Origin of the sequence: Opitutus sp. (assembly GCA_024998815.1) — a bacterium.
Classification (GTDB): domain Bacteria; phylum Verrucomicrobiota; class Verrucomicrobiia; order Opitutales; family Opitutaceae; genus Rariglobus.
This window is the reverse complement of record JACEUQ010000002.1, coordinates 1,489,458-1,514,569: the sequence shown is the minus strand read 5'-3', so window position 1 is coordinate 1,514,569 and position 25,112 is coordinate 1,489,458. Positions and strand designations below refer to the sequence as shown.

The 25,112-nt window shown below is 62.7% G+C and carries 22 protein-coding genes and 1 tRNA gene; 18 read left to right on the top strand and 5 right to left on the bottom strand.

Going from position 1 to position 25,112, the window contains the following annotated elements; genetic code table 11:
• Positions 1 to 380: 380 nt before the first annotated feature.
• From H2170_14475 to H2170_14440, 8 genes are all read left to right on the top strand, one after another.
• Entirely contained in the window at positions 381 to 866 is a 486-nt protein-coding gene (locus tag H2170_14475) for a hypothetical protein (protein ID MCS6301279.1), read from the top strand.
• A gap of 574 nt (positions 867 to 1,440) precedes the next feature.
• A complete protein-coding gene (locus tag H2170_14470; GenBank protein MCS6301278.1) occupies positions 1,441 to 2,589 on the top strand; it encodes a tyrosine-type recombinase/integrase in 1,149 nt (382 codons plus the stop codon).
• 4 nt (positions 2,590 to 2,593) lie between these two features.
• Positions 2,594 to 3,187: a hypothetical protein gene (locus H2170_14465; GenBank protein ID MCS6301277.1), complete on the top strand. Its 594-nt coding sequence runs from the start codon at positions 2,594 to 2,596 to the stop codon at positions 3,185 to 3,187.
• Between the two features lie 69 nt (positions 3,188 to 3,256).
• Entirely contained in the window at positions 3,257 to 3,502 is a 246-nt protein-coding gene (locus tag H2170_14460; protein ID MCS6301276.1) for a hypothetical protein, read from the top strand.
• Positions 3,503 to 3,506: 4 nt separating this feature from the next.
• Positions 3,507 to 3,767, top strand: a complete 261-nt coding sequence (locus H2170_14455; protein ID MCS6301275.1) for a hypothetical protein — start codon at positions 3,507 to 3,509, stop codon at positions 3,765 to 3,767.
• A gap of 1 nt (position 3,768) precedes the next feature.
• Complete coding sequence (locus H2170_14450; GenBank protein MCS6301274.1) at positions 3,769 to 4,461, top strand: hypothetical protein; 693 nt, start codon at positions 3,769 to 3,771, stop codon at positions 4,459 to 4,461.
• Between the two features lie 62 nt (positions 4,462 to 4,523).
• Positions 4,524 to 6,113 carry a DUF3987 domain-containing protein gene (locus tag H2170_14445; GenBank protein ID MCS6301273.1) on the top strand — a complete coding sequence of 530 codons (1,590 nt, stop codon included), beginning with the start codon at positions 4,524 to 4,526 and terminating at the stop codon, positions 6,111 to 6,113.
• Positions 6,114 to 6,124: 11 nt separating this feature from the next.
• On the top strand, positions 6,125 to 7,165 hold the full coding sequence (locus H2170_14440; GenBank protein MCS6301272.1) for a hypothetical protein: 1,041 nt from the start codon (positions 6,125 to 6,127) through the stop codon (positions 7,163 to 7,165).
• Positions 7,166 to 7,509: 344 nt separating this feature from the next.
• On the opposite strand, the gene H2170_14435 is transcribed toward H2170_14440, so the two are convergent.
• Positions 7,510 to 7,594 (bottom strand) — tRNA-Leu (locus H2170_14435).
• A gap of 270 nt (positions 7,595 to 7,864) precedes the next feature.
• On the bottom strand, positions 7,865 to 8,140 hold the full coding sequence (locus H2170_14430) for a LysR family transcriptional regulator (protein MCS6301271.1): 276 nt from the start codon (positions 8,138 to 8,140) through the stop codon (positions 7,865 to 7,867).
• Between the two features lie 135 nt (positions 8,141 to 8,275).
• On the opposite strand from H2170_14430, the gene hrpA reads away from it, so the two are divergent.
• The 7 genes from hrpA (at position 8,276) to chrA (ending at position 19,648) form a co-directional block, all read left to right on the top strand.
• Complete coding sequence (hrpA, locus tag H2170_14425) at positions 8,276 to 12,571, top strand: ATP-dependent RNA helicase HrpA (protein ID MCS6301270.1); 4,296 nt, start codon at positions 8,276 to 8,278, stop codon at positions 12,569 to 12,571.
• A gap of 79 nt (positions 12,572 to 12,650) precedes the next feature.
• On the top strand, positions 12,651 to 14,246 hold the full coding sequence (locus tag H2170_14420) for a hypothetical protein (protein MCS6301269.1): 1,596 nt from the start codon (positions 12,651 to 12,653) through the stop codon (positions 14,244 to 14,246).
• A gap of 148 nt (positions 14,247 to 14,394) precedes the next feature.
• Complete coding sequence (locus H2170_14415; protein ID MCS6301268.1) at positions 14,395 to 14,808, top strand: Spx/MgsR family RNA polymerase-binding regulatory protein; 414 nt, start codon at positions 14,395 to 14,397, stop codon at positions 14,806 to 14,808.
• A 133-nt stretch (positions 14,809 to 14,941) separates the two neighbouring features.
• On the top strand, positions 14,942 to 15,205 hold the full coding sequence (locus H2170_14410) for a hypothetical protein (GenBank protein MCS6301267.1): 264 nt from the start codon (positions 14,942 to 14,944) through the stop codon (positions 15,203 to 15,205).
• A 408-nt stretch (positions 15,206 to 15,613) separates the two neighbouring features.
• Positions 15,614 to 17,170, top strand: coding sequence for a carboxypeptidase M32 (locus H2170_14405; GenBank protein MCS6301266.1), 1,557 nt, complete (start codon positions 15,614 to 15,616; stop codon positions 17,168 to 17,170).
• Between the two features lie 204 nt (positions 17,171 to 17,374).
• Complete coding sequence (locus H2170_14400; GenBank protein MCS6301265.1) at positions 17,375 to 18,172, top strand: TatD family hydrolase; 798 nt, start codon at positions 17,375 to 17,377, stop codon at positions 18,170 to 18,172.
• A gap of 141 nt (positions 18,173 to 18,313) precedes the next feature.
• Positions 18,314 to 19,648 carry a chromate efflux transporter gene (gene chrA / locus H2170_14395; GenBank protein ID MCS6301264.1) on the top strand — a complete coding sequence of 445 codons (1,335 nt, stop codon included), beginning with the start codon at positions 18,314 to 18,316 and terminating at the stop codon, positions 19,646 to 19,648.
• Between the two features lie 179 nt (positions 19,649 to 19,827).
• Here the strand turns inward: chrA and H2170_14390 are convergent, their stop codons facing one another.
• Positions 19,828 to 20,172, bottom strand: coding sequence for a hypothetical protein (locus H2170_14390; protein ID MCS6301263.1), 345 nt, complete (start codon positions 20,170 to 20,172; stop codon positions 19,828 to 19,830).
• Between the two features lie 153 nt (positions 20,173 to 20,325).
• Between H2170_14390 and H2170_14385 the strand changes: the two genes are divergently transcribed.
• Positions 20,326 to 21,081 carry a DUF2293 domain-containing protein gene (locus tag H2170_14385; protein ID MCS6301262.1) on the top strand — a complete coding sequence of 252 codons (756 nt, stop codon included), beginning with the start codon at positions 20,326 to 20,328 and terminating at the stop codon, positions 21,079 to 21,081.
• 315 nt (positions 21,082 to 21,396) lie between these two features.
• Here H2170_14385 and H2170_14380 read toward each other — a convergent pair whose 3' ends face one another.
• Positions 21,397 to 22,722 carry an MFS transporter gene (locus H2170_14380; protein ID MCS6301261.1) on the bottom strand — a complete coding sequence of 442 codons (1,326 nt, stop codon included), beginning with the start codon at positions 22,720 to 22,722 and terminating at the stop codon, positions 21,397 to 21,399.
• A 290-nt stretch (positions 22,723 to 23,012) separates the two neighbouring features.
• Here H2170_14380 and H2170_14375 point away from each other — a divergent pair, with 290 nt between their 5' ends.
• Together H2170_14375 and H2170_14370 are read left to right on the top strand one after the other, a co-directional pair.
• Complete coding sequence (locus tag H2170_14375; protein ID MCS6301260.1) at positions 23,013 to 23,243, top strand: ribbon-helix-helix protein, CopG family; 231 nt, start codon at positions 23,013 to 23,015, stop codon at positions 23,241 to 23,243.
• Positions 23,224 to 23,493, top strand: a complete 270-nt coding sequence (locus H2170_14370; protein MCS6301259.1) for a type II toxin-antitoxin system RelE/ParE family toxin — start codon at positions 23,224 to 23,226, stop codon at positions 23,491 to 23,493. Before H2170_14375 ends, H2170_14370 begins: the two co-directional genes overlap by 20 nt.
• Before the next feature lie 291 nt (positions 23,494 to 23,784).
• On the opposite strand, the gene H2170_14365 is transcribed toward H2170_14370, so the two are convergent.
• The gene (locus H2170_14365; protein MCS6301258.1) at positions 23,785 to 25,053 is read right to left on the bottom strand and encodes a serine hydroxymethyltransferase; all 1,269 of its coding nucleotides are present in this window, start codon (positions 25,051 to 25,053) and stop codon (positions 23,785 to 23,787) included.
• Positions 25,054 to 25,112: the final 59 nt, after the last annotated feature.

Below are 25,112 nucleotides of genomic sequence, written 5' to 3'. Positions count from 1 at the left end.
GGCGCGTAAAACGCCAAAATGAGCTGGCGAAGCGGGCGCCGTAGTGGTGCTGATACGCATTAGCGTTCAAGTTGAGGTTTACGGCATCCTTGAGCTCACGCTCAAGGCCACACGCTTCGCGATCACACGCCTTGTGGCCTTCGTGTAGACACTCATCGTGGCCTTGAGCGTGAGCTCAGGGTGTTTACCCAAAGGTACCCGCTCCCCCTGAACCCTCTTAATGAGGCTCATCTTGAACGCGAATGGGTATGAGTTGGCGATAATGACGCCGTTTAAGAAGTTGGGTGGTTAACTGCTCGCGAGTTGCTGGAGCGTACTTTAATTTCATGGGTTGCCCCTTGCCTCGTTAAGTCCGAGCGCTCTGATTCGCCAATCCACTTATGAACGACGATCTGCTCAAAGCTATCCACCAAGAATTGGTTGCCATCCGCCAGCTCCTCGCTGACGGCAACAAAGCGGCTCCCGCGCGCAGCACACCGGCGCGTGCGACCACCTCCACCAGCAGCGCATCCCGCCCGAGTTCCGGTGATGCCGAAGTGGTTCCGCAGCCGAGCGAAATCATCGCCAATCCCGGTGACGTTCAGGTGCATTTTGGCAAAAACAACGGCGTGCCTCTTTCGCAACTGGGTGAGCGCTCGCTGTCGTGGTATGCCCAAGAGCAAGCCCCGCGCCTCGACAGCAGTGGCAACCCGTATCCCGCGCGTCCCCAGGAAATCACCCTGCGCAATGCCGCCCGCACACTCTGGCATCAAAATAAGGGCACGCTCGGTGGCGGCGCACCTGCCTCGAAAGCGGGTTCCTCGGCCGAGGCTTTTGTTGAGCCCGCCTCGCATCCTTCGGATGAAGAAGAGGCGCTGCCGTTTTGATTTATACCTGAAGGCATCTCCAGAAACAGCCCTTGCCAGAAGCCCCCAGCTGAAACCACAGCCAAGCCGGGGGATTCTTTTAACTGCCTCAGCGCGGGCTAGGCATAGGATGATCTTTTGTTTTCGATCGGGCATCGTCGCGATGAGGCATGCGGCGTAAAGGGGCTGCGGGAGTAAACGCAACAGGCGTTTCGACCGGCGCTTAATACTCATTAGCGTTCAAGTTGAGGTTTACGGCATCCTTGAGCTCACGCTCAAAGCCACACGCTTCGCGAACACATTCCTCGTGGCCTTGAGCGTGAGCTCAGGGTGTGTATCCAAAGGTGTTTTTTCCTCCAGGAACCAGGTTAATTAAGCGCATCTTGAACGCGAATTGGATTACTACCTAGGCTCTTGCGTTAGGGGTGAAACCACTAAGGTCTTCACGTACTTACAAAAATGGTGCCCGGGAACGGACTCGAACCGTTACCTTGTTTCCGTTCCTTTATAAATCGCTGTTGCCTAGGTAAAAGCAAAGTATGGACAACCTAAAACATCCTTGAATGTTGTAAGTCCGGTTGTAAGGTTTTGGTCCATGGCATCGCTCCGCAGACTTCCCGGCACCAAGTTTTTCATCGGCTGTTACACCGACGCCAATGGTCGGCGCTGCCAGCGGTCCACCAAGTGCACCGACCGCAAGTCCGCGCTGAAGATCGTCACCGCATGGGAAGGCGTGGCCAGTAGTCGCGCCACTGAGGCCCAGACTCGCCGGGTCTTGTCATCGCTGCATGAGCAAATCCACGGCACCCCACTATCGTCGGCCACCGTCCAATCCTACGCCGACCAATGGCTGGCACGTAAAAAGGTGGAGACTCGCGCGGTCACTCATGCGGCCTACCGGGGAGCGCTAGGCTCATTCCTCGGCCATCTGGAGGCCAAGAAAGATCAGTCCATTGCCTACGTCACCCCGGCCACCGTCGCAGCGTGGAGGGACGCCGGTGCCTCTGCTGCCACCCCCAGGACGGCCAACAACAAGTTGAAGGTGCTGCGCGTATTCTTCCAGGCGGCCTGGTGCGAAGGTCTGCTGCCAGACGGCAACCCCGCCGCGAAGATCAAGATTTTGGCCACCGAGGAATCCACTCGCCGCCCCCTGACGATCCCGGAGATCAAGCGCGCGCTGGCCGCAGCGGATAACCAATGGAAAGGGATGATCCTCGCCGGCCTTTATTCCGGCCAGCGGTTAAAAGACTTGGCTGGCCTTACATGGGCGAGCGTGGACCTGGTGAGTAAACAGATCAGCTTCGCCACCTCGAAGACGGGGAGGCGGCAACACATCCCGATTGCCACCCCGCTGCTCGCCTACCTGGAGGCACTACCATCTACCGACGATCCCAAGTCGCCCATCTTTCCCGGCCTGCATCCCTACGCCATCAAGGCCAACGGGAGCGCGGCCCTGTCTCAGCAATTCCACGACCTGCTGGCCGTCGCTGGTCTGGTCACTGCCAGGGACGCCAACAAGCAATCCACCGGCGTCGGCCGCAAAGGTGCCCGCGCCAAAACCGAGATCAGTTTCCACTCGTTGCGCCACTCCGCCACCTCGCTGCTGAAAAAAGCAGGCGTGAGCGAGTCGGTTGCCATGGACCTTATCGGTCACGACTCCGCCGCCATGAGCGCCAACTATACCCACACCGACGACGACGCTCGGCGCGCTGCCGTAGAATCGCTGCCAGACATCACAAAATAACCCCATGCCCCGCAAAGATCGCAAGCCCGCCGGGCACATCTACCAGACGCCCGACAAGCCGCAGACCAGCGCGCCGTACCTCGAGATGGTACTCGGCAACCTCTCCACCTCCGAGGTCCTAAGCTCCGACCTCTTAAAAAAGCTCGGCCTATGGGACGGTAGGCGCCGGACATTCAAGCCGCAGGCGCTCGCGCTGGATATAAACGAGCCGGGCCATCACGCCGTCATGCTGCTCCAGGAATCGCGCAAGGTCCGCGCCTACCTCCGGGACCATCCCGGCGCCGCAGAAGTGGTTTATTCAACGATGGGCGTGGAACACCGCCACACCCAGATCGTGAACGGCCCGCACATCGCCGCAGCATTTAATCGAGCCGCAGGGAAGCGTCGGCAAAAAGCCGAGGCGCCCACCATCCGAATGGCGGCTGAGGTGGCGGCATACCGAGAAGCGCAGCGCATGAAAGGCAGGGAGAAGGTTTGGGTGCAGTTTGATCGCTTGTGCGGGGAGCGCAAAATTGGCCCTAAGCCGCATGGCTGCAAATCGGCAAACGCACTGGCACGACGGAAAATGGCGTGGAAAAACGCTGGAGCCTTAAAATAGGCGTCGGGCATTCAATGCCCTCACTTTAAGCGGAAAGACATTTTAGCAGGTGCGCGGTTGGGTTGTTTTATGCAACCCGCATACCTTACTAATCCCCCCGCCGCCGCTTCGCCGGTTGGCGTTTGTCCTGAGTTTTTAAATATACCCGCCAAGGGTGGAGACGCGCTGTTTAACCGTAGCCGCTCATGGTGGTACGGAATTGAGGCCCAAGGGCTCATCCGCCTGACCCGCTTCCGCCGCCCCGGCAACGTGCGCGGCCGAGTCGCCATCCCGGTGGCCGCCGCCCGCCAGGTCCTCGCTGGTTTAGCTGCTTAATACCATGAGCACCACCACCGACACCCACCTGGCCCGCCACCGCATGTTCACCATTGCACAGCTCGAGGCCGACCTGGCCGAGATCGCAGGCAATAAATCCCTGACCCCGGCCGAGAGGCTGGAGGCCAAGGCCATCGCCATCACCGACGCCACCACCGCGCTCGCCACTCCGCCCAAGGGCACCCGCGTTTCCTACGTTCGCCCCACTGCCACTGACATCACCACCCCCACCGGCCTGTTCGGCCCCAACTCCAAAAAACTCTAATATGACCTCTACCATCACCGACCACACCGACCCCATCGTCGAATCCACCGCCCCCTCGGCCGCCATTTTCGCCGGACGCCAGGCCATCGTGGAAGCCAAGCAACGCGAAGCCGCCACCCGCACGGCGCACTTCCGCACCCAAGCCGAGGTTTCTCAGCTGGCCGACCAAATCGAGGCCGACCGCCTGGCCGACCTCGAGCGCAGGGTTGAAGCCGAGATCGCTGGACTCACCGCACCGGCCGCAAACATTGGACTGGAGCGCAAGTTGGCAGCTCTCGCCACAGCCGTGGAAGTCGCCAGCCGCGTGTCGGCGGCATGGGAGAAGGCCCGCAACGACATCCCCCAAGCTTCCAACTCGCTCATGCGCGCGATCCTGGAGGAGCACGCCGCCCAAGACCTGCCCCAGCTCGAGAACGCACTCGAGCGCGCGCTCGGCGGCCTGGCCGACCTCACCAAGATGGCCGGCGCCGATCAGCACCACCTCTGGGGAGCGCTGGCGCCGATGCTGGCGATGACCGCCACCGGCCACAGCTCCGCTCGCGATGCGGCCAGAATCTCCGCTGAGGCGAGCGAAGCCCAGGTGATCGTCTTAATCGACCGCCAGCGCGAAGCTCGAGCCGCCGCCGGCTGGCCATCGTTCGCCCAAATCGAAGCGCGCGCCAAAGCCGCTGCTGAGGCCCTGCGCACCGTCTAATCCAAACACAAAAAGCCGGTAAGGCACCAGCGCCCACCGGCTTTAATAAACATCTAACTCCGATGTCAAAACTGACTAATTCACCCCATGGAATCAATCCCATTATTGGTATTCTGGATACGGTTTCACCGTCATCTGTTCTGCCTTCTACCTTTGTTTATCCTAAGCCGATTGAGGCCATCGACCTCACCTTTGGCCGGCCGGAAAACTTCCCCTTAAATGCCCTGCCGGCGGTCCTGCGCACCGTCACCAAGTCCATGAGCTCCACCTACCAGGTCCCGGCCTGCCTGCCCGCCATGAGCGCGCTGGCGGTCCTGAGTGGTGCCATCGGTAAAAGCACCACCCTGGTCGGCGGCCACAAGGACAAGACCACGCACTTCAACATCTATGTCTTTGCCTCCAGCGAGCGCGGGAGCGGCAAGGGTAGCGTGGCTGAGCGGTTGGCTCGGCCCATCGTCGAAGCCAACGAGCTGTTGCGCCTAAAGCACGACGGCGCACTGGCGCTCTCCCGTAGCCGGTTGGGTATTCTCAAGAAAGAGATCACCAAGCTGGAGACGGTCTGCTGTTCTAAAACTGGGCTGGAGCGCGACCAAGCCGAGAACGAGCTGGAGCACAAACACCGCCAGCTACTCGAGGCCGAGCGTGAGACTCTCAACGGGGAGCGCACCACTCTGTTGGTCCAAAACTCAACGAGCGAGGGATTGGCCGCCGCCCTCGCTGCATCCGACGAGACGCTGTTCTCGTACTCGGCTGAGGCCGGCGCATCGCTGCGCGTCTGCCTGGGTAAATATACAAGCGGTTCGGGAGACTTCGACCTGCTGTTGAACGCGTACAGCGTGGAGTTTGTCCGCCTCGACCGCGCTGGCCGCCCGCCAGTTGATTTAAAGGCGCCATGCCTGTCGCTGCTATGGTTGGCCCAGGGTTGCGTCGTGCGTGAGCTCTGCGCCTCACCTGAGGCAATCGAGCGCGGCCTGACTGCGCGCTGTCTGGTGTTTGAAACTGGAGCCGAGCGCCAACTCGACGACCGGCTGAGCCTGCGCGCTGAAACCGAGGAATGGGACAACCTACTGCGCCAGGTACTCGCCCGCCGCCTCGACGGCCAAATCGAGATGATCCAAGCCGACGACGACGCCCGCGAGGTGTTCGCCAAGTTTCACGACGAGAGCGTGGTGCTCGGCCGCACCCAATTCCAAGACCTCGACGGTGAGCTGAGCCGCTGGCGGGAAAATGCAATCAAGGTGGCTGGACTGTTCGCCGTACTCGAAGGTGCCTCCACCGTTGGTTCCGACATCGCCACCAGTGCCTGCGCGTTGATCCGCTGGTGTGCCCACAGCTATCTGTCGATCCTGAGCGCCGGCCGGTCGCAGGCCAAAGCTAAGGAATTGGCCCGCCTGCTGGAGATCGTCGCAGAGCACGGTGGTGCGGTTGCGTTGGGTGAACTCGGCAGGCACCACGGTATCGACCGCAAGCAGGTGGAGGCAACGCTGGCCGCCTGCCCTGGTCGGCTGGAGCTGGTAAAGTTGGCGCCAACTGGTGCCGGCCGCCCCCGCGAAATCCTGCGGCACCCCAGCAATAAATCTGATAAATCCGACTTATTACCCGATGGAGCGAATAAGTCAGATAAATCAGATTTATCGGCGGCCCCCTGCTGATTTATACGGCCATGAGCATCAACACATCGAAGCTCGAGCACATCCGGGTACTGAGCGGGAAAACCACCGCCAGGTGCCCGGCCTGCGCTGAAGTCGGCACCGACCGCAGTGGTGAGCACCTTGTCATCCTCGAGAGCGGGAAATGGGGCTGCATCGCCAACGCTGGAGCCGCTGGCCATGAGCACCGCCGCCGCATCGCTGAGCTGGTCGGGGACGACGATCACCGAGATCGTGGTGCCTATCGCCCTGCACCACGGCCGGCACCGCCAAAGCCTGTTTGCAAGCCCGCCCGACCACTGCCTGAGCTGCGCCGACCCACCGCTGAGGAACTGCGCCAAATCGCCACCGTTCGCCGCTGGCCATCGGCCGCCGGGCTCGAGGTACTGGTGGAGCGCGGTCTGCTGTTCGTCGGCGGTATTTACGACGACGGCACGACCTGGCCGTGTTGGGTGGTCACCGACTCCACCCGGCGCAACGCACAAGCCCGGAGACTCGACGGCCAGGTGTTCGTCGGCATCGACTCCAAGGCCAAGACCCTGCCCGGCACCTCGGCCCGCTACCCCATCGCCAGCGTCGGCCCCGAGCACGACGAGATCGTGGTGGTGGAGGGTCCGCCCGATTTACTCGCCGCCGCTGTTGTGCTGAGCCTGGCCGGACGCGACCTGTCGAAGATCGGGTTTATCTGCGTCACCGGCGCTGGCTGCGCGCTCGGGGAGATCGCCCATCAACTCGAAGGAAAGATCGTCACCATCGCCCAGGACGCCGACGCCGCAGGCCGGGAAGCTGCTGCTGGTTGGGCGCGGGAGGCTTACGCTGGTGGAGCGCGGGAGGTTGTCGGGTTTACTTACGACGCAGGATGTAAAGACCTGAGCGACCACCTCGAGCGCATCGGCCCGACCCCCGCACCAACTGGTTTGTGTCCGTCCTGCTGGTCCCGTCGCATCGCTGCCACCATCGGCGGCGCTACCTGCGGTTGCACGACCTACACCTGGCCGAGCTGGTCGGCTGAGCAAATCGGGGCTGATCGTGCGCAGGTGGCCGACGGGGAATGAGTGCATCTGCACCGGCTGAGGCCCCCCCCCTAAAATATTCGGGTAGGTACTCCGCAAGCCGGGGTATGTCGGAGGGGATTTGCCCAGCGCCGACCCTTTTCTAGACATAGATTTTTTAAAAGTGACTTCCTTCCCTGTTTCGGCACCCGAAAACCCAAATTAGCACCCCTCGGCATCACCTAAGCCATCGACCGTTCCTCAAAAGGGAGCGGTTTTTTAGTGCCCAAACACATCACGAAACGAAACAGCACAAAGCTGGACGTGTTGTAAGTGGCGTTGTAAGTTGGCCTGTTTTGGTCAACCCTCACTTTTCTTTCTCCCTCGTAAATAGTCACTTACAAAAATGGTGCCCGGGAACGGACTCGAACCGTTACACCTTTCGGCACAGGCTTCTGAGACCTGCGTGTCTACCAATTCCACCACCCGGGCAGGGAAGGGAGGCAAACCACACGGGCCTCGGACGCCCTAGGCAAACATAAAATGCACCGATCCCTTGGCGAGGCATAGATTTTGCGGAAAGCGCGCCTGTTTTGCGAAAGTAGCGCAGACTTCCAGTCTGCTTCTGCCTCGTGGTTACTGCCAAAATAAAATCCGCCTAACTACGTTCACACGCACTCTCTCTCTTTCGCCATCTCCCACACCAAGCAGACTGGAAGTCTGCGCTACTTTTTTCTTCGGCGGGCCTCGTGGCCCGTTGGGTTATTTACTCCACGTGGCCAGCTCGGTGCGGGCGCGTTGCATCTCGGCTATGATTTTGTGCGCATGATCGAGCAGGTGTTTGCCGGGCGCGGTTAACGTCACCCGCCGCCCCAGCCGATCGAACAGCCGACACGATAAATCATCCTCCAAAGCCTTGATCGCGTGGCTGATCGCCGACTGCGTGAGGTTCAACTCGTGCGCAGCCAAAGTGAAGCTGCCCACGCGGGCTAGGGTGGTAAACGCGAGCAGCTTACGGCTATCTAGAAGGATCGTCATGGGAAAGGTGGGCGTAAGTAGGAGTCACCTTAAAAGCACGTTCCAAGCCAGCCGGCCGCCTCAGCCAGACTTGGTGCAAAAAACCCCTCGCGGGTGCCGCACTTCAGTGCCACGGTGCGCTTCCTTTAAAAAAACGTGGCCCGCTCCGACGACCGTTCTCCGCCTGCTTTCCGCATCGATTTCCCTCCCGAACTGCCCATCAGTTCGCGTGCCTCCGAGATCGTGGACCTGATCGCGGCCCACCAGGTCATCATCCTCGCCGGCGAAACCGGTTCGGGCAAAACCACCCAGATCCCCAAAATGTGTCTCGCCGCCGGTCGGGGCGTGCGCGGGGTCATCGCCTGCACCCAGCCGCGCCGCGTCGCCGCCTTGTCCGTTTCCCGCCGCGTCGCCGAGGAGCTCAACGTCCCCTGGGGCGGCCCGGTCGGCTGCAAGATCCGCTTCGATGACCGCACCACCCGCGACACCGTCATCAAGTTCATGACCGATGGCATGCTGCTCGCCGAGGTGCAGAACGACCCGATGCTGCGCGCCTACGACACCGTCATCCTCGACGAGGCCCACGAGCGCTCTCTCAACATCGACTTCCTCCTCGGCCACCTTCGCAACCTCCGCCATCAGCGCCCCGAGCTTAAAATCATCGTCACCTCGGCGACCATCGACACCGAAGCGTTTTCCAAGGCGTTCGACGGCGCGCCCATCGTCCAAGTCTCCGGCCGCACCTACCCGGTCGAGGTCATCTACGCCCCGCTCGATTCCCTCGGCAGCGACGCGGCCGAGGGTGACGAACGTTCCTCGCGCTCCGAGGCGCTGCACTACATCGACGGCGCGGCCGAGGCCGTCGAGCGCATCTTGCGCGACAGCGCCTCGGGCGACATTTTGGTTTTCCTCCCGGCCGAGCGCGACATCCGCGAAACCACCGAGCTGCTCGAAGGTCGCCGTTTGCCGAATACCGAAATTGTCCCGCTCTTCGGCCGGCTCTCCAACTCCGAGCAGCAGCGCGTGTTCGCCTCATCGCAGCGGCGCAAACTGATCCTCGCGACCAACATCGCGGAAACCTCCCTCACCATCCCCGGCATCCGCTACGTCGTGGACACCGGCCTGGCGCGCATCAGCCGCTACTCGCCGCAGGCCCGCACCCGCCGCCTGCCGATCGAGGCGGTCGCCCAGTCCAGCGCCGACCAGCGCAAGGGCCGCGCCGGCCGCGTCGCCGACGGCGTCTGCATCCGCCTGTATTCGGAAGCCGATTTTAACGAGCGCCCGCGCTTCACCCAGCCCGAGATCCAGCGCGCCAACCTGGCCGACGTGATCTTGCGCATGAAGGCCTTCGGCTTGGGCGACATCGAGCGATTCCCTTTCATCAACATGCCGGCGGCCAAGTCCATTCGCGCCGGCTATGCGCTGCTGGAGGAAATCGGCGCGCTCGATTCCAACGCCACCGAAGCCGCGCGCCAACTCACGCCCGTGGGACGTGAACTGGCCCGCCTGCCGGTGGACCCAACCGTGGGCCGCATGATTTTGCAGGCCCGTACCGAGAAGGCGGTGCGCGAAGTCTTGGTGATTGCCTCGGGCTTGAGCATTCAGGATCCGCGCGAGCGCCCGATGGAGGCGCGCGAAAAAGCCGACTTGGCCCACCGTCGCTTTAACCACCCGGACTCCGATTACCTGGCGTTGCTCAACATCTGGGACGCCTACCACGAGCAGTTCGACCGCCTGTCCCAGGCCCGCCTGCGCCGCTTCTGCAAAGACCACTTTTTGAGTTACACGCGCATGCGCGAGTGGCGCGACGTGCATTCGCAACTGCTCGACGTGATGGAGCAGCGGAAGGATTTTCAATTCACCTCGATTTTCGATGGCATCCCGGCGGACAAAATCAACGCGGACAAAACCGCCTTCGCCTCGCCCGGCTACCGCGCCATTCACCGCAGCATCCTCGCCGGTTTGTTGGGCAACATCGCGACCCGCGACGACGACAACGGTGGCTACAAGGCGACTCACGACCGCCGCGTCGCGCTGTTTCCCGGCTCAGTCTTGTTCGTGCGCGACGAGAAGAAATCGCACTCCAAGCGGGGTGAAGACCCGCGTCAAAAAAACGATTCAAAAAACAACAAGAGTCCGCGGTGGATCATGTCGGCGGAGATCATGGAAACCACGAGGCTGTTTGCCCGCACCTCCGCGCGGATGGATCCGCTTTGGGCGCTCGATCTAGGCTCGCACGTGGTGAAGGTTGCCCACAGCGAGCCGTTCTGGAATCAGGACGCCGGCCGCGTGATGGTTAAACAACGCACCCGCCTCTACGGGCTGGAGCTGGAATCGCGCGCCGTCAGTTACGGCAAGGTGAACCCGGTGCACGCCACGGAGATATTTATCCGCGAGGCGCTAGTTAACGACCAGGTGACGTGGCCGCTGGATTTTATCGCCCACAACCGGGGCGTGCGCGAAGAGGTCGAAAACCTGCTCACCCGCACCCGCGACAGCGGCTACCTTAACCTCGACGAGGGGATTTACCGGTTCTACGCCGCTCGGCTGATTCCTGAAAGCGGCAAAGGTGCCGGAAGTGGCACGGGCGTCCCGCCCGTGGGATCGACGGCGAGCCCCGACATGGGCGGGGACGCCCATGCCACGTCAGACACGCAAACCCATGGGCGGGGACGCCCATGCCACGCCGGAGCGGATCGACGTGGCACGGGCGTCCCGCCCGTGGGATCGACTGATCGCAATCATGGGCGGGACGCCCATGCCACTTTGGAGGCTGCTTCCAATCCCCCGTTTGCGGGCGTCTCCTCCGTCGCCGAGTTGGTCGACCTCGTCCGCGAGCGCAAAGGCGCCGAGCCGCGTTTCCTCATGTTTGCGCCCGACGACCTGCGCGACCCCGAAGAACTGCAGGCCGACACCGAGGCCTACCCCGAGGCAATGCCGCTCCAGCAAGCCGCGCTGCCGCTGAACTACGCCTACAAACCCGGCCAGACCGACGACGGCGTTACCCTCGATGTGCCGGTGCGCGTCGCCGCCGATCTCACGCCCGCCGCGCTCGACTGGGCGGTGCCCGGCCACCTCGCGGCCAAGGTGGAACATTACCTACGCGCGCTGCCCAAGGAGCTGCGCCGCGACTTTGTGCCGCTCGGTGACGCCGCGCGGCAGTTGGCCAAAACCGCCGCCCAACACACGCGCCTCACCGCCCAGCGCCACACCTTGCCCGAGGCGCTCGCGATTTTGATCGGCGAACGGCTCAAGTTGAAGATCAACGCCAGCGTGTTTGCCGAAGAGCGCCCGCTGCCCGACCACCTGCGCGTACGCGTGCGGGTCGTCGATGACGAAGGCCACGAAATCTGCGCCAGCCGCGAGTTGCCGGAGATCGCCCTCGCCATCGCCGCGCACCAGCGCGAGGCCAGCGCGAGTGTTTCGCGAGAAGACCCCGACGCCTGGCGCCGCGCCCGCGCCAAACACGAACTGGGCGAGCAGACGGAGTGGAAGTTTGGCGACGTGCCCGAGCGCGTCCACGTGTGTGACCAATCCGGCGTGGAGGTGTATGCGTTTCCTGGACTCAAAAACGGTCCGGGCGGCGGTGTGGCGCTGCGACTATTTAAAACCCCTGAAGAGGCGGCTGTGGCGACTGCCCCGGCGCTGGGACGGCTCATGGAGTGGCAACTCGCGCACCCGCTGGCCTGCCTGCACAAAGATTTGAAACAACTGCGCGAGCTGGGCGCGCTGCTCGCGACCCTCGGCACCACCGAGACGTTGCGCGAACACGCCTACGAGGCGCTCCGGCACTGGGCCTGCGCCGCTTCGCGCGTTAAAACCCTCACCGCCGCCGCCTTCGCCGCCGCGGTCATGAAGACCAAAGCCGACCTGCTCGGGTTGGTGCCGCGCCTGGTCGATTTGCTCCGGGAAATCCTCACGCTGCGCCAGGCGCTGTTGGTGCATGCGCATCCTTATCGCGGGCAAGGCCCCGAGCTGACCGCGCTGGTGCCAGCGGACTTTTTGCGGGTGACGCCTTACCCGCAACTGGCGCATTTCCCGCGTTATCTAAAGGCGATGAAGCTGCGCGCCGACCGCTGGAAACAGGCCCAGGTCAAAGACACCGAGCGGGCCAAACAACTCGCGCCCTTCCTCGGAGTGGCGGCGCTGCGCTGGCAGGTGGAGGAGTTGCGGGTGAGTTTGTTTGCCCAGGAGTTGGGCACGGCCGAACCGGTCTCGGTGCAAAAACTCGAACGCACCCTCGCCGAACTCAAGCAGAGCCAGTCGGCGAAGGCGGGAGTGACAAGCGCCAAGCTCGGATCTGCCGTGCCCAAGCTCGGTGCGGCGTCCGCTCCCGCGCCGGTTGTCGAACCGGTTAAACCGCGTGAATCTACCCCGTTGCCGGTGACGACGACCAAGCCCAAAGCCCCGCTCAAGAGCTTTGGTTCGCTCGATGCGCTGTTTCGTAAATAAGGCGAATGAGAGGTAGTGTAACCGCGTGTCCATGATCGAGCCAATCCCACGGGCGGGACGCCAGTGCCACTCTGAGGCCATGCATGGGCGGAACGCCCATTCTGCGTGGACTCGGTTCGGTGTGGCATGGGCGTCCCGCCCATGGGTTTTCCTGCTGCTGGCTCTGGCACCGTCCTCGTTGCTGGCGCGGCCGTTCACGGTCATGGTTTATAACGTGGAAAATCTTCACGACGCCGACGGTGTGGCGGTTTACGACGATTACCAACCGGCGCGTTACACGCCTGCCCATGCGTTGACCAAGCTGCAGAATATCGCCGCCGTCGTTGCCCGCGCGGGTTCCGTCGGCAACCCGCCCGAAGTCATTTTGTTTCAGGAAATCGAGATCGACCACACGCCGGGGAAACGCCCGCCGGATTATCCGGCACTGCTCAAGCGTTACGCCGGTACGACCATCGAGCGGATGCTCGGCCCTGACTTCACGCCCGAGATCGCCGACCTGCCCGCCGAGGCGCTTTTGCTTAAGGCCTTTGTCGATCGAGGAATGGTTGGCTACTCCGTAGTCAGCGGCGGTGATGGCGACGCTGCAGCCGAAGGCGCTGGGCCCAACGCGGACGAGGTGGTCGACCTGCGCGCTCGCCCTGCGATCAAGAACGTGGTGTTCACCCGGCTCCCGATAAAAACGGTGCGCACCTTCGCGATGAGCAGCGCCCGCAACCTGCTTGAGGTGCAACTCGACGTGGACGGTTATCTGCTGACGGTGTTCAACAACCACTGGAAAGCCGGCGCCAGCGACGCTAAAATGGAGCTCATTCGTCTCGAAAATGCCGCCGTGTTGCGCCGCCGTCTCGACGAACTTTTGAAGGCCGATCCTCATGCCGACATCGTCATCGGGGGTGACCTGAATTCCCACTACAACCAGAAGCGGCGTTACCGTAAATTCCCCTCCACCGGGATCAACGAGGTGCTCGGTTCGCAGGGCAACGAGCTGGCGATCCGCGGCTCGACCCGCGACCTCTACAACCTGTGGTTCGAGTTGGCCGAGGCCGAACGCGGCAGCGACGTCTACGCGGGTGAATGGGGGACGTTGATGCACCTGCTGATCACCCGCGGCCTCTACGATCAGACCGGCGTGCGTTATGTGGACAACTCCTTCGCCGTCGCCCGCTTCGCCGGGCTCAACGCCGACGCCGCCGACTTGCTGCCCGTGCGCTGGAGCGCGGAAGGCGCGGGGGGGCGCGGCTACTCCGATCATTTCCCGCTGACCGCACGATTCCAGACCGTCACCGATGGGCAGCCCGGTAAATTTACCCCGCTCACCCGAGAAGCGGCCGGCCGCGAGGACGACGGCGATGCGGCCGCGCGCAAGGTGGATTTGGCCAAGACGGATTTCTCCGCCGCTGTGGAGCTCGCCCAGCTCCCTGCAGAAGCGAATCTGCGCGACGGCACGTGGACGGGTAAATTCTTTCGCGTCAAAGCTCAGGCGCTCGACGATCGTCTGCTCCGCATCGAGGTGCGCGGTCAAATCTACGACGTCTACGGCCCGCGCAAAGAGATCCGCGAACGCCTCTACGCCCAACGCCGAAACCAAGAGGGGAACCTCACTTTTTACGGCGAACTGGGCACGTTCAAAGGCACCTGGCAGTTTTTGGTGAAATCGACCGACTGGGTGAAATGAGGCGGATAATGACTGGCCAAGTGACGCAGTCTTCCGGTCTGCTCCGATAAAAGTAGCGCAGACTTCCAGTCTGCTTTGCGACCGCTACAAGAACCAACCGGAGCAGACTGGAAGTCTGCGCCACTTTTTGCCCTTAAACCAAACACCGATGTCCACGCTCACGCTTTATACTTACGCCAACTGTGATACCTGCCGCCGCGCGGTAAAATGGCTGGACGCACACGGCATCGATTTTGACGAAAAGCCGATCCGCGAAACCCCGCCATCGCCCGCCGAGTTGCGCGCGATGCTCCGCCGCCTCGGAGGCCGGGTTGCGCTGCGCAAGCTCTTCAACACCTCGGGGGTGGAGTACCGTAAGCTCAAAGTCGGCGAACTGCTGCCCACCTTATCGGAGGCCGAAGCCCTCACGCTGTTGGCCGGAAACGGCAGCCTGGTGAAACGCCCCTTCGTCATCGGATCGGGTGATTCAACCGGTGCCAATGGTGCGTTGGCCGGGGTGGGTCTGGTGGGTTTCGACGAACCCACGTGGTCGGGCGTCTTCGCCGGCTGCGTGCGTAGGTAGCGCCAATTTCCCCTCAAGGGCGGGTGTTTTCAGCGTAAACGCACGGCTCCATGCTACCCGTTTTCACCCTAATCTGCGCGTCGGCTCATTCCGCCCGTTGACTCGCGCCGGATTCTTCCTGCACTGTGCCGCCGTGAGAGCTCCCGAAACCAGTCCTTTTCAAAAAACCGTCAGCTGGCTTGCCGCGCATGCGAATTTCCCTGCCTATCGCCTGCCCGATAAAGCCGAGCTGATGGTGCTCATCGTCACTGCCGCCGAACAGGAGCAGGTCGCATTGCAGCGTTCCCCCCGGTTCCTCGTTGAGAGCAACAACGTTGCCGCCGACGCCTCGCTCAAAGCCTACAACATGAACCGTTCGTTGGCTCACTACGTGTGCAACAACGGTCAGAAGACGTAATCCTTTCTGAAAAGTAGCGCAGACTTCCAGTCTGTCTGAGGAATTAAGCGCGCAGGTCAGGTGGGCGGTGATACGGGTTAGCGTTCAAGTAAGGGGTTACGACATCCTTGTGCTCACGCTCAAGACCACACGCTTCGTGAGCCCACTCCGCGTCACCCCACTCCTCGTGGCCTTGAGCGTGAGCACAGGGTGTTTTCTGCAAAGCATCCGCGCACCCAAGAGCCCCTGTAGTTAAGCTCACCTTGTACGTGAGTTGGTTTACCGCGAACTTGCCGGCTCAACCTGCGGCAATGAGTTCGAGTCCAGGCTCCCGTGGCGCATGAAGGCGGATAGCCCGTTTTGATTCGTACGTCCGTCTGCGGCGATTCTTCGCTTCGCGATCTTTGTTGGCTGTGCTTGCATGGTGCCATGACTGCCACCGCCTACGAGCGCCTCGTCGCCAAACTCAACCGTGCCCATTATCTGGGTACCGTGGCCGGCCTGCTTGGCTGGGATGAACAGGTTAATTTGCCCGCCGACAGCGCCGACCAGCGCGCCGAACAACTCACCCTGCTCGCCGAACTCCAGCACGCCGCCGCATCCGATCCCGAAATCGGTGAACTCCTCCGCGATCTGGAGTCCACCACCTTCGCCAATCCAAAGTGTCACCTAATAGGTGACACTTTGGCCGGGGGCGGTGTGGCGGGAGGGGCGGATCAGGCGGTGGTGGTGAGAGAGGCGCGCCGCGACTATGAGCGGGTGGTCAAATTGCCTGCTGCGTTTGTGGCCGAGAAGGCCCGCCACTCCAGCGCCGCCTACCACGCCTGGGCCGCCGCCAAGGAGCATTCTGATTTTGCGGCGTTCGCCCCGTTTCTCCAAAAACACCTCGACCTCGCCCGCCAGGAGGCCGTCTTCCTCGGCTGGGGCGACCGGCCCTACGACTACGCCATCGACAAACACGATCCCGGCCTGACCGCCGCGAAACTGACCGAGCTGTTCGCCGAACTGCAGGCCGGCCTCGTGCCGCTCGTGCGCGCCATCGCCGCTTCTCCCGTGCGCCCCAAGCCAGGCATTTTCAAAAACTTCCCCGTCGAGTCCCAGCGCGACTTCCTGCGCGAGGTCACCGAAAAACTCGGATTCAACTACCGTCGCGGCCGCATCGACGTTTCGCTCCACCCTTTCTGCGAGGGCTCAGGAGCCGATATCCGCATGACCACGCGCTTCGACGCCGACAACCCGCTCGATTCGCTGTTTTCGGCCATCCACGAGACCGGCCACGGGCTCTACGAGCAGGGCCTCCCACTCGCAGCTCAGGGCACGCCGCTCGGCCAGAACGCCGGCATGGGTGTACACGAATCGCAGAGCCGCCTGTGGGAAAACCAGGTCTCGCGTAGCCGCGCCTTCTGGAGTTTTTTCGAGCCGTGTTTCCGTGAAAAATTTCCCGCGCAACTCGCCGATGTATCGTCCGCCGACCTGTACTTGGCGGTCAACGAAGTCGCACCGACACTCATCCGCGTCGATTCTGACGAGGTGCATTACAACCTCCATATTCTCCTACGCTTCGAGCTGGAGCGGCGGCTGTTTGCCGGCGAACTCTCGGTGGCCGACCTGCCGTCGGCATGGAACGCGCTCTCGGAAAAGTTACTCGGCCTTACACCGACCAGCGACCGCGTCGGGGTGTTGCAAGACGTGCACTGGTCGGGTGGGGCGTTCGGGTATTTCCCGAGCTATTGTTTGGGTAACATGATCGCCGCCCAGCTCTGGTTTACCGTGCGCAAGGTGTACCCCGAGCTGGACGCCGATTTTGAGAAAGGGGATTTCACTCGCCTGCTGGGCTGGCTGCGCACGCAGATCCACGAGCAGGGACGGCGCTACGAAGCGCTGGAGTTGGTCCGGCGGGTGACCGGTGACGAGCTAAGCCCGAAGTACCTTTTGCGTTATCTGCAGGAGCGTTACGCACCGCTGTACCTGACGGGAAAAGGGTGACGCTTTAACCAACGCATCGGGGCGGTTTGAGGCAGCGGAGAGTGGGGTGAGGAGGAGTGTGCTCACGAAGCGTGTGGCCTTGAGCGTGAGCTCAGGGTGGTTGGAGTTATCGTTGCTACCCAACCCGAGTATAACCGCCCCATCGGTCGCCGTGGGTTTGGTTTTGCCTCGCGCACTGCGGGCGGGCCATGCCGTCATGGTGCGATGCACCTGATCGATACCCACACCCACCTTGATGGCTTTGCCCGGCGCGGCGAGCTGCCCGCGGTGCTCGACCGCGCCCGCGCGGCCGGCGTCACTTCGATGATTTCCATTGGTACTGATAGCGAGGATTGGGCGCTGATCCGCGATCTCGCCGTCGCGCATCCCGGCGTCGTTCACTTTACGGTCGGGCTCCACCCGTGTTCGGTGCGGGAAAACTGGGCTGACGAGGTCGCTCAAATTGAGGGTTTTTGGGCGGACGGAAAAAAGCCCGTCGCCCTCGGCGAATGCGGGTTGGATCGGTTTCATTTGCCCAAGGACGACGCGGCTCGGGCCGAACAAATCTTCGCCTGGCAACAGGCCGCCTTCGCCCTCCAGTTGAAAATCGTCCAGCGCCTGGGCTGCCCCGTGGTGGTTCATTCCCGGGGGGCGTTTACCGAGACCGTGGCGATGATCGACGCGAGCGGCGTCGACTGGACCCGCGTGGTGTTTCACTGCTTTAGCGAAGGGCCCGAGGAGATGGCCGAGTTGGTGAAACGCGGGGCCTTCGGGTCGTTCACCGGTGTACTCACGTATAAGAATGCGGAGAACGTGCGGGCGTCGGCCCTCGCCCAGGGTCTCGACCGGCTGATGCTGGAGACCGACGCGCCGTACCTCACGCCGGTGCCGCATCGGGGCAAACCCAACGAGCCGGCGTTTATGCGCCACACCGCCGACTACGCCGCCGGGGTTTTCGGGGTGAGCGTGGAAAAGTTGGCGGAGGCGACGACCCAGACGGCGCGGACGTTTTTCGGGTTGTAGCCCACGAAAAACACGAAACGACACGAATAACCTGAATATGCGCCCTCTGCGCAGGCACACCCAAGCTGCCGGATTCCTTCGCTGGTTTGCTTTGCACAACTAGGCTCGCCTCGGGTGAGGCGTTGCGCACGTTCGGCAACCATGGCGGGTCATCCTACTTTTCGTGAGGCGTTCCGGTTCTGGCTCAAGCTAGGCTTTATCAGCTTCGGTGGGCCGGCCGGGCAGATCGCCCTCATGCAACAGGAACTCGTGGAGCGCAAAAAGTGGATCGGCCAGCAGCGCTTTCTGCATGCGCTGAATTTTTGCATGCTGCTTCCCGGCCCCGAAGCTCAACAACTGGCCATCTATTGCGGCTGGTTACTGCATCGTACGTGGGGCGGCATCGTCGCCGGCGTCTTGTTCGTGTTGCCATCGGCGTTCCTGCTTTGGGCGCTAAGCGTGGTGTATGTGTTTTATGGGCACATCGGGTGGCTGGCTGCCGTTTTTCACGGGCTGAAACCGGCGGTGGTGGCCATCGTGGTCGCAGCCGTGTTGCGCATCGGAAAAAAGTCGCTGCACAACGCGCCGCTGTGGGCGATTGCCATAACGGCCTTCGCCCTGGTGTTTTTTCTTAAAACGCCGTTCCCGCTCATCGTCGTGGGGGCGTTGCTGGTGGGGTGGATCGGAGCGCGGCTGGCGCCGGAGGTGTTTGCGCCAATGGGCGGCGGCCTCGGGGTGAGGGCAGGGGCTTCATCACCTGCTGATATTACCGAACGCGTCACCGAGCGGGCGGTGATTGCTGATGCGGCGTGGCATTGCGGCGTGTTGCCCACGATGCGGCGGGCGGTGCGCGTGGTGACGGTTTGCGTGGTGCTCTGGTTCGCGCCGGTGGGGGTGATTGGCGTGCTGCTGGGGTGGCACTCGGTGTGGGTGAACCAGGCAGTGTTTTTCAGCAAGGCGGCGATGGTGACTTTTGGCGGCGCCTACGCGGTGTTGCCTTACGTGGCCCAGCACGCGGTGGAAACCCACGGCTGGCTGGCCGCCCCGCAGATGCTCGACGGGTTGGCTTTTGCCGAAACCACCCCCGGGCCGCTCATCATGGTGCTGCAGTTTGTGGGCTTCCTTGGCGGCTGGAATCAGCCGGGAGCGTTGAGCCCGCTCGCCTCGGCAAGCTTGGGGGCAGCCATCACCACGTGGGTGACCTTTGTGCCCTGTTTCCTGTGGATTTTTCTCGGTGCGCCTCACATCGAGCAGTTGCGCGGAAATAATCAGCTGGCGGGGGCGCTGAGCGCGGTGACGGCGAGTGTGGCGGGCGTGATTTTAAACCTCGCGGTGTGGTTTGGTTGGCAGGTGCTGGTGCCGGGCGGAAGTTGGGCGAGCGTGGATTGGCTGGCCGTCGGCCTGGTCGTGGGGGCGTTTGTGGCGTTACACCGCTTTCGGGCGAACGTGGTGGCGGTGATCGCCGCCAGCGGCTTGATCGGTCTGCTGGCGGCGTAGGCAGTAACATCCGAGTTGTCGCATTCTGCCGCCCTGAAAAACAAAAACACTTCGATCCGTTTAGCCGCGAAAGAACGCAGAGAACGCATAGAAATACATGGGTTTTTCTTTGCGCTCTCTGCGTTCTTTCGCGGCCAAACTGCGCTGGTTTGATCCGACACTTTGCTTGTTACCGAAACTCAGCGCATCGCCGGGCGCAGTTCGCGGCGCAGGGCACCCGCGACGATGACCTGCTCGCGGCAGGCGGCGCTGACGGCTTCGGGCGTGGTGTCGGCCAAAGGCATGGCTTTAAAGGATACGGTCAGCGCGGTGCCGGCCGGGATTTTGGCGGTGGCGAGGCGTTTCACGCAGAAATCACGCAGGCTGCCCGCGCGCGATTCGAGTACCAGGTAAATGGTTTCGCCGGCTTCGCCCACCGCGTAAACCACGGCGACACCGATCGCCTTGGCGGGAATGGCGGTGGTGATTTTTGCGGCGGTGCAGGTCTTGAGTTCGAAGCGGACTTGCCAGGAGGGAGTTGTCATAGCCGGATCGTTTCCACGGCGCGTGGCTAACACAATGGCGTTTACGCGGGAGTTTAACCCGTCGGGCCTGCCCACGAACGGTCCGCCTCAGGTGTTTCCTCTAAAAAACAGAATGGTTCGACGCCCGCGAGGCGCCCGCTTTGCTTCGACTTCATGCCTACCGAAACCCGTGAAGTCCGTCCGTTTTCCAAGCCCGGCCACGTCCTCGCTGCTGATACCCGGGTGCTGGCGATACCGGCCGGTTGGGCCCTGCTACCGCCCGGCGACGCCGCCCTGAGCAAGCGCATCAAGCAGGACGGGCCGACTTGGACGGTGGTTGAGATGAAGGGCAATAAACGCTTTTCGCGTGGTATTTGGGCGCCGGCTACACGCATCGCCGCGCTTCAGACTGAACGCGCCGCCGAGCTCCAGGACCCAGCCTACCAGCGCCAACTCGCCGCCGGGCGCAACCGCCGTGCCGCCGAACAGGTCGTCTACGCCGAGGATTTCCGTGCGGCCGTGCAGGCGTTTCTTAACTTCCATCCCGCTTTTCGCGGTGAGGCGCAGTTGATGGCGAAACTCATTGCCGATCACGCCGTGCCGGTGGGCAGTGGCACGGTGGCGCGCACGGAGCGCATTCCCATCGAGGAGCGCGCCGAGGCGGCCACCATCGCCTGGATGCGCCATCAAACCACCGGCTATGACACCATGGTGATTCCCTTGGTCAAAGGCCGCCGCCGCGAGGTCCGCCGAATGCTCGCCCAGCGCTCGGTGCAACTGCTCGCCCGCTACCGCCAAGGTCAGCCGATCGAAGTCGCCACTTGCCCCCTGGCCCGGGCGCTCGCCCCGTATCGGCCCAAGCCGGCGTCACCCGCTTCGGCCGGCGCTCCCGCCGCCGCAGCTCCGGCGCAGATGCCGCTGGCGTTTTAGCAAACACCTTGAGCTCACGCTCAAGGCCACGAGGAGTGTGTTCGCGAAGGGCAAACACCTTGAGCTCACGCTCGAGGCCACGAGGAGTGTGTTCGCGAAGGGCAAACACCTTGAGCTCACGCTCAAGGCCACGAGGAGTGTGTTCGCGAAGGGGAAACACCTTGAGCTCACGCTCAAGGCCCCGAGGAGTGTGTTCGCGAAGGGCAAACACCTTGAGCTCACGCTCGAGGCCCCGAGGAGTGTGTTCGCGAAGGGCAAACACCTTGAGCTCACGCTCAAGGCCACGAGGCGTAGTTTATGCGGCGTCCGTACCACTCACTTCACCGGCTGCGGCAGGCGGGTGCTGGCGATCCACGCACCGATCGCCATCACCGCCGCACCGATGAAGACGGCCTTCGCGCCCAGTGTCCAAAACACGATGCCGGCGCTGATCGGCGTAATCGCCCGCGAGAGCGAGCCGAGCGAGCGGAAAATCCCCAGCACCCGGCCCTGTTCGTCGGCTCCGGCGTACAAGGAAATGAGTCCCGTGGTCGAGGGGTTAACCAAGCCGGACCCCAGCGCCAACAGGCCGACGCCGGTGTAAAGCCAGAAGGGCACCGGCGCGAAGCCGATGCACAGCAGGCCCACCGTGGAGATGAGTAAACCACTGGCCAGTAAGCGGGTCTCGGGGACTTTCAGCAGTAGGCGTCGCACGATAAAACCCTGGGTGATGATCGAGCACAGGCCGAGGAAGCCCATGAGCAGGCCGTTGTCGCGGGCGGTGTAGTTGAAGCGTTCAGCGCTCAAAAAAACCAGCGCGGCTTCCATCGCGACGAAGGCGATCGAGTAAACAAACGCCACGACGTTGACGCCGCGGATGCGCGCGTCGGCCAGCGAGAGGATGGCGCCGAGGGGGTTGCGCAGGCGGGTTTCGCCGGGGACAACGCGTGCCTCGGGCGGGCGGGTTTCGCTAAAGCGGCGGTAGATCCACACCAGGTTAACCGCACTCATGCCCAGCGAGAACAGGGCGGGCACGGAGAACGGGTTAATGCCCCACGCGGCCAGGCCCGGGAAGCGGTCGAGCAGGTTGATGTGGGCGGTGAACGCGCCGATCATCGGGCCGGTGACCAGGCCGAGACCGAAGGCGGCACCGACTAGGCCCATCGCCTTGGAACGTTCGGCGCGGGTGGTGACGTCGGCGACGGCGGCGGTGGCGACGGAGAGGTTGCCGCCAAACGCACCGGCGATCACGCGGGCGGCCAGGAACAGCCAGAACGAGCCGCTGATTACCCAGAGCAGGTAACTGAGGGTAGTGCCGGCGACGGTGAGCAGTAGAATGGGGCGGCGGCCGCGTTTGTCGGAGAGCGTGCCCCAGAACGGCGCGAAGACGAATTGGAGGATCGAGAAGACCGAGCTGATGATGCCGCCGAAGAGGACCTCGGGCAGGTGGGTTTCGTTGCCGAGGGTGCGGGCGAGGGCGTTGATGTGCTCTAGGAGCCAGCCGAGCAGGCCGCTTTGGCCGTCGACGGCGAGGTAGTGTTTGAGCAGGTCCGGCCCGAGCGGGAAGATGATCGAGAAGCCGATGAGGTCGATGTAGAGCGTGAGGAAGATCACGCCAAGGGACAGGGAGCGTTTGGGCGCGGGAATCTCGGTGGTGGACATGGGCAAGAAATGCACAGGAAAACGACTCCGCGAGCATAGCCAAGGCGCGAATCGGTGAAAATGGGCCGGCGGAGGGAGTGGGGAGCAATGACCAAGGACCAATGGCCAAGGACCGAGCCGGAGTGCTGAGGGCGGGGGTTGGCTCGGGTTGGTTGGAGGTTGGACGTTGTCCGGGAGTAGCGCACTCCTTGCGCTCACGCTCACGTGGCTGTGTTCCATGACTGGGAGATTGCGTACGCCGTGGGCTCAATGACCTTGACCGGAGGCGTGAACGGAGCAGGGTTTCGGGCATGGTTTCGTTAAGATTACCCGCTAAAGCCGAACGCGAGCTGGGGCGCCTTGCCAAACGCCAGCACAGCTCCAAGGCGGCGCTGGCCCGCGAGGCGGTTTATGGTTTACTGGCCGACCTGAAGGACTCCCGTGATGGCGCTGCGGTGCTGGCCCGGGTAGAAGCAGGTAAGGAAAAAACCTACACGCTCGAACAGGTCGCGGCGGAACTCGATGTCACCTTGGAAGGTTGAGCTGGCCGACACGGCCAAAAAGCAGTTGGCCAAACTGGATCGCGGGGCCCAAGAGCGCATTGTACGCTACCTGTTCACTCGCATCCAACCGGCCAGCGATCCCGCCGTGTTTGGTAAACCACTCCGGGGCGATGCGCACGGCCTTTGGCGGTATCGGGTGGACGATTATCGGGTCATTTGCCGGATCGACGCCGGCAAACTGATTGTTCTGGTGGTGAAAGTCGGCCACCGTGCGGATGTTTACGAGTGAGTCCGTTGCTCGGATTTCGGAGAACGTTCAACATCCAGCACTCAATATCCAACGTTCAACGAAGCTGCGCAGACTTAGTGGCGGTTGGACGTTGTCCGAGAGTGGCGCACTCCTTGAGCTCACGCTCAAGGCCACGGGGAGGTGTCGTGGGCGCAGGGCGGGGAGCGGGATGTGGCCTTGAGCGTGAGCTCAAGGTGCAGCATAGGCCCACAAAAAGCCGCCCCGGGGTTTCCGGGGCGGCTTTGGGGCGGTTACATTAACGCAACCGGGGGTGCCTACGCTTTCGCTCGCTTACAGCGTGTAGGGCAACGGGTACTTGGCCGTCACCACCGCCACGCGGGCTTTGGCGGCGGTCAGCGCGGCGGCTTCGCCTTCGGTGCCGATCGCTTTGAGCACCAGATCAATCACCGCAGCGACTTCGTCCATGTCGGACTCCACAAAACCGCGCGAGGTGATGGACGGCGTGCCCACGCGGATGCCGGAGGCTTGGAAGGGCGAACGGGTCTCGAAGGGAACCGTGTTTTTGTTGAGCGTGATGTGCGCCAGATCGAGCGTTTCTTGCGCCTTCTTGGCGGTGAGCTCGGGCAGGTTGTGGCGCAGGTCGACCAGGAACAGGTGGTTGTCGGAGCCGCCCGAAACCAGCTTGTAGCCGCGGCTAACAAAGGCGGCGGCGAGGGCTTGCGAGTTTTTAACCACCTGCTGGGCGTAGGTTTTGAACTCGGGCTTGAGGGCTTCGCCGAAACACACGGCCTTGGCGGCGATCACGTGCATGAGCGGGCCGCCTTGGGTGCCGGGGAACACGGCGGAATCAAGCGCCTTGCCGTGCACAGCCTTGGCCAAAATCAGGCCGCCACGCGGGCCGCGCAGGGTCTTGTGCGTGGTGGTGGTGACAAAATCGGCGTGCGGGAAGGGCGACGGGTGAACTCCAGCGGCAACCAAGCCGGCGATGTGCGCGATGTCGGCAAACAGGAAGGCGCCGACCGAGCGGGCGATTTCACCCATGCGGGCGAAGTCGATCACGCGCGAGTAGGCGGAGGCGCCCACGGTGATCATCTTGGGCTTCTCGCGCAGGGCGATGGCGGCGAGCTCGTCGTAGTCGATCAGGCCGGTGTCTTCGCGCACGCCGTATTGGACGAAGTTGTAGAGTTTGCCGGAAAAATTCGCCGGGTTGCCGTGGGTGAGGTGGCCGCCGTGGCTCAGGTTCATGCCCAAAAGTTTGTCACCGGGGGTGAGCACCGAGGCGTAGACGGCGGTGTTGGCCTGCGAGCCGGAGTGGGGCTGGACGTTGGCGTACTCGGCACCGAAGAGCAGTTTGGCGCGGTCGATGGCGATTTGCTCGATCTTGTCGACGTACTCGCAGCCGCCGTACCAGCGCTTGGCGGGGTAACCCTCGGCGTATTTGTTGGTGAGCACGCTACCCTGGGCCTCCATGACGGCCGGGTAGGTGAAGTTTTCGGAGGCGATGAGCTCGATGTGGCTCTGCTGACGGGAAAACTCGGAAGCGAGGGCCGAGTGGATCTCGGGATCAAGGGTGCGGAGCGGCGTGGAGTTTAGTGACATGGTGATAGGAAAAGGGGCAGTCCGGAGATCAATCGGCGCGGGCACAAACGGAAAAAGCG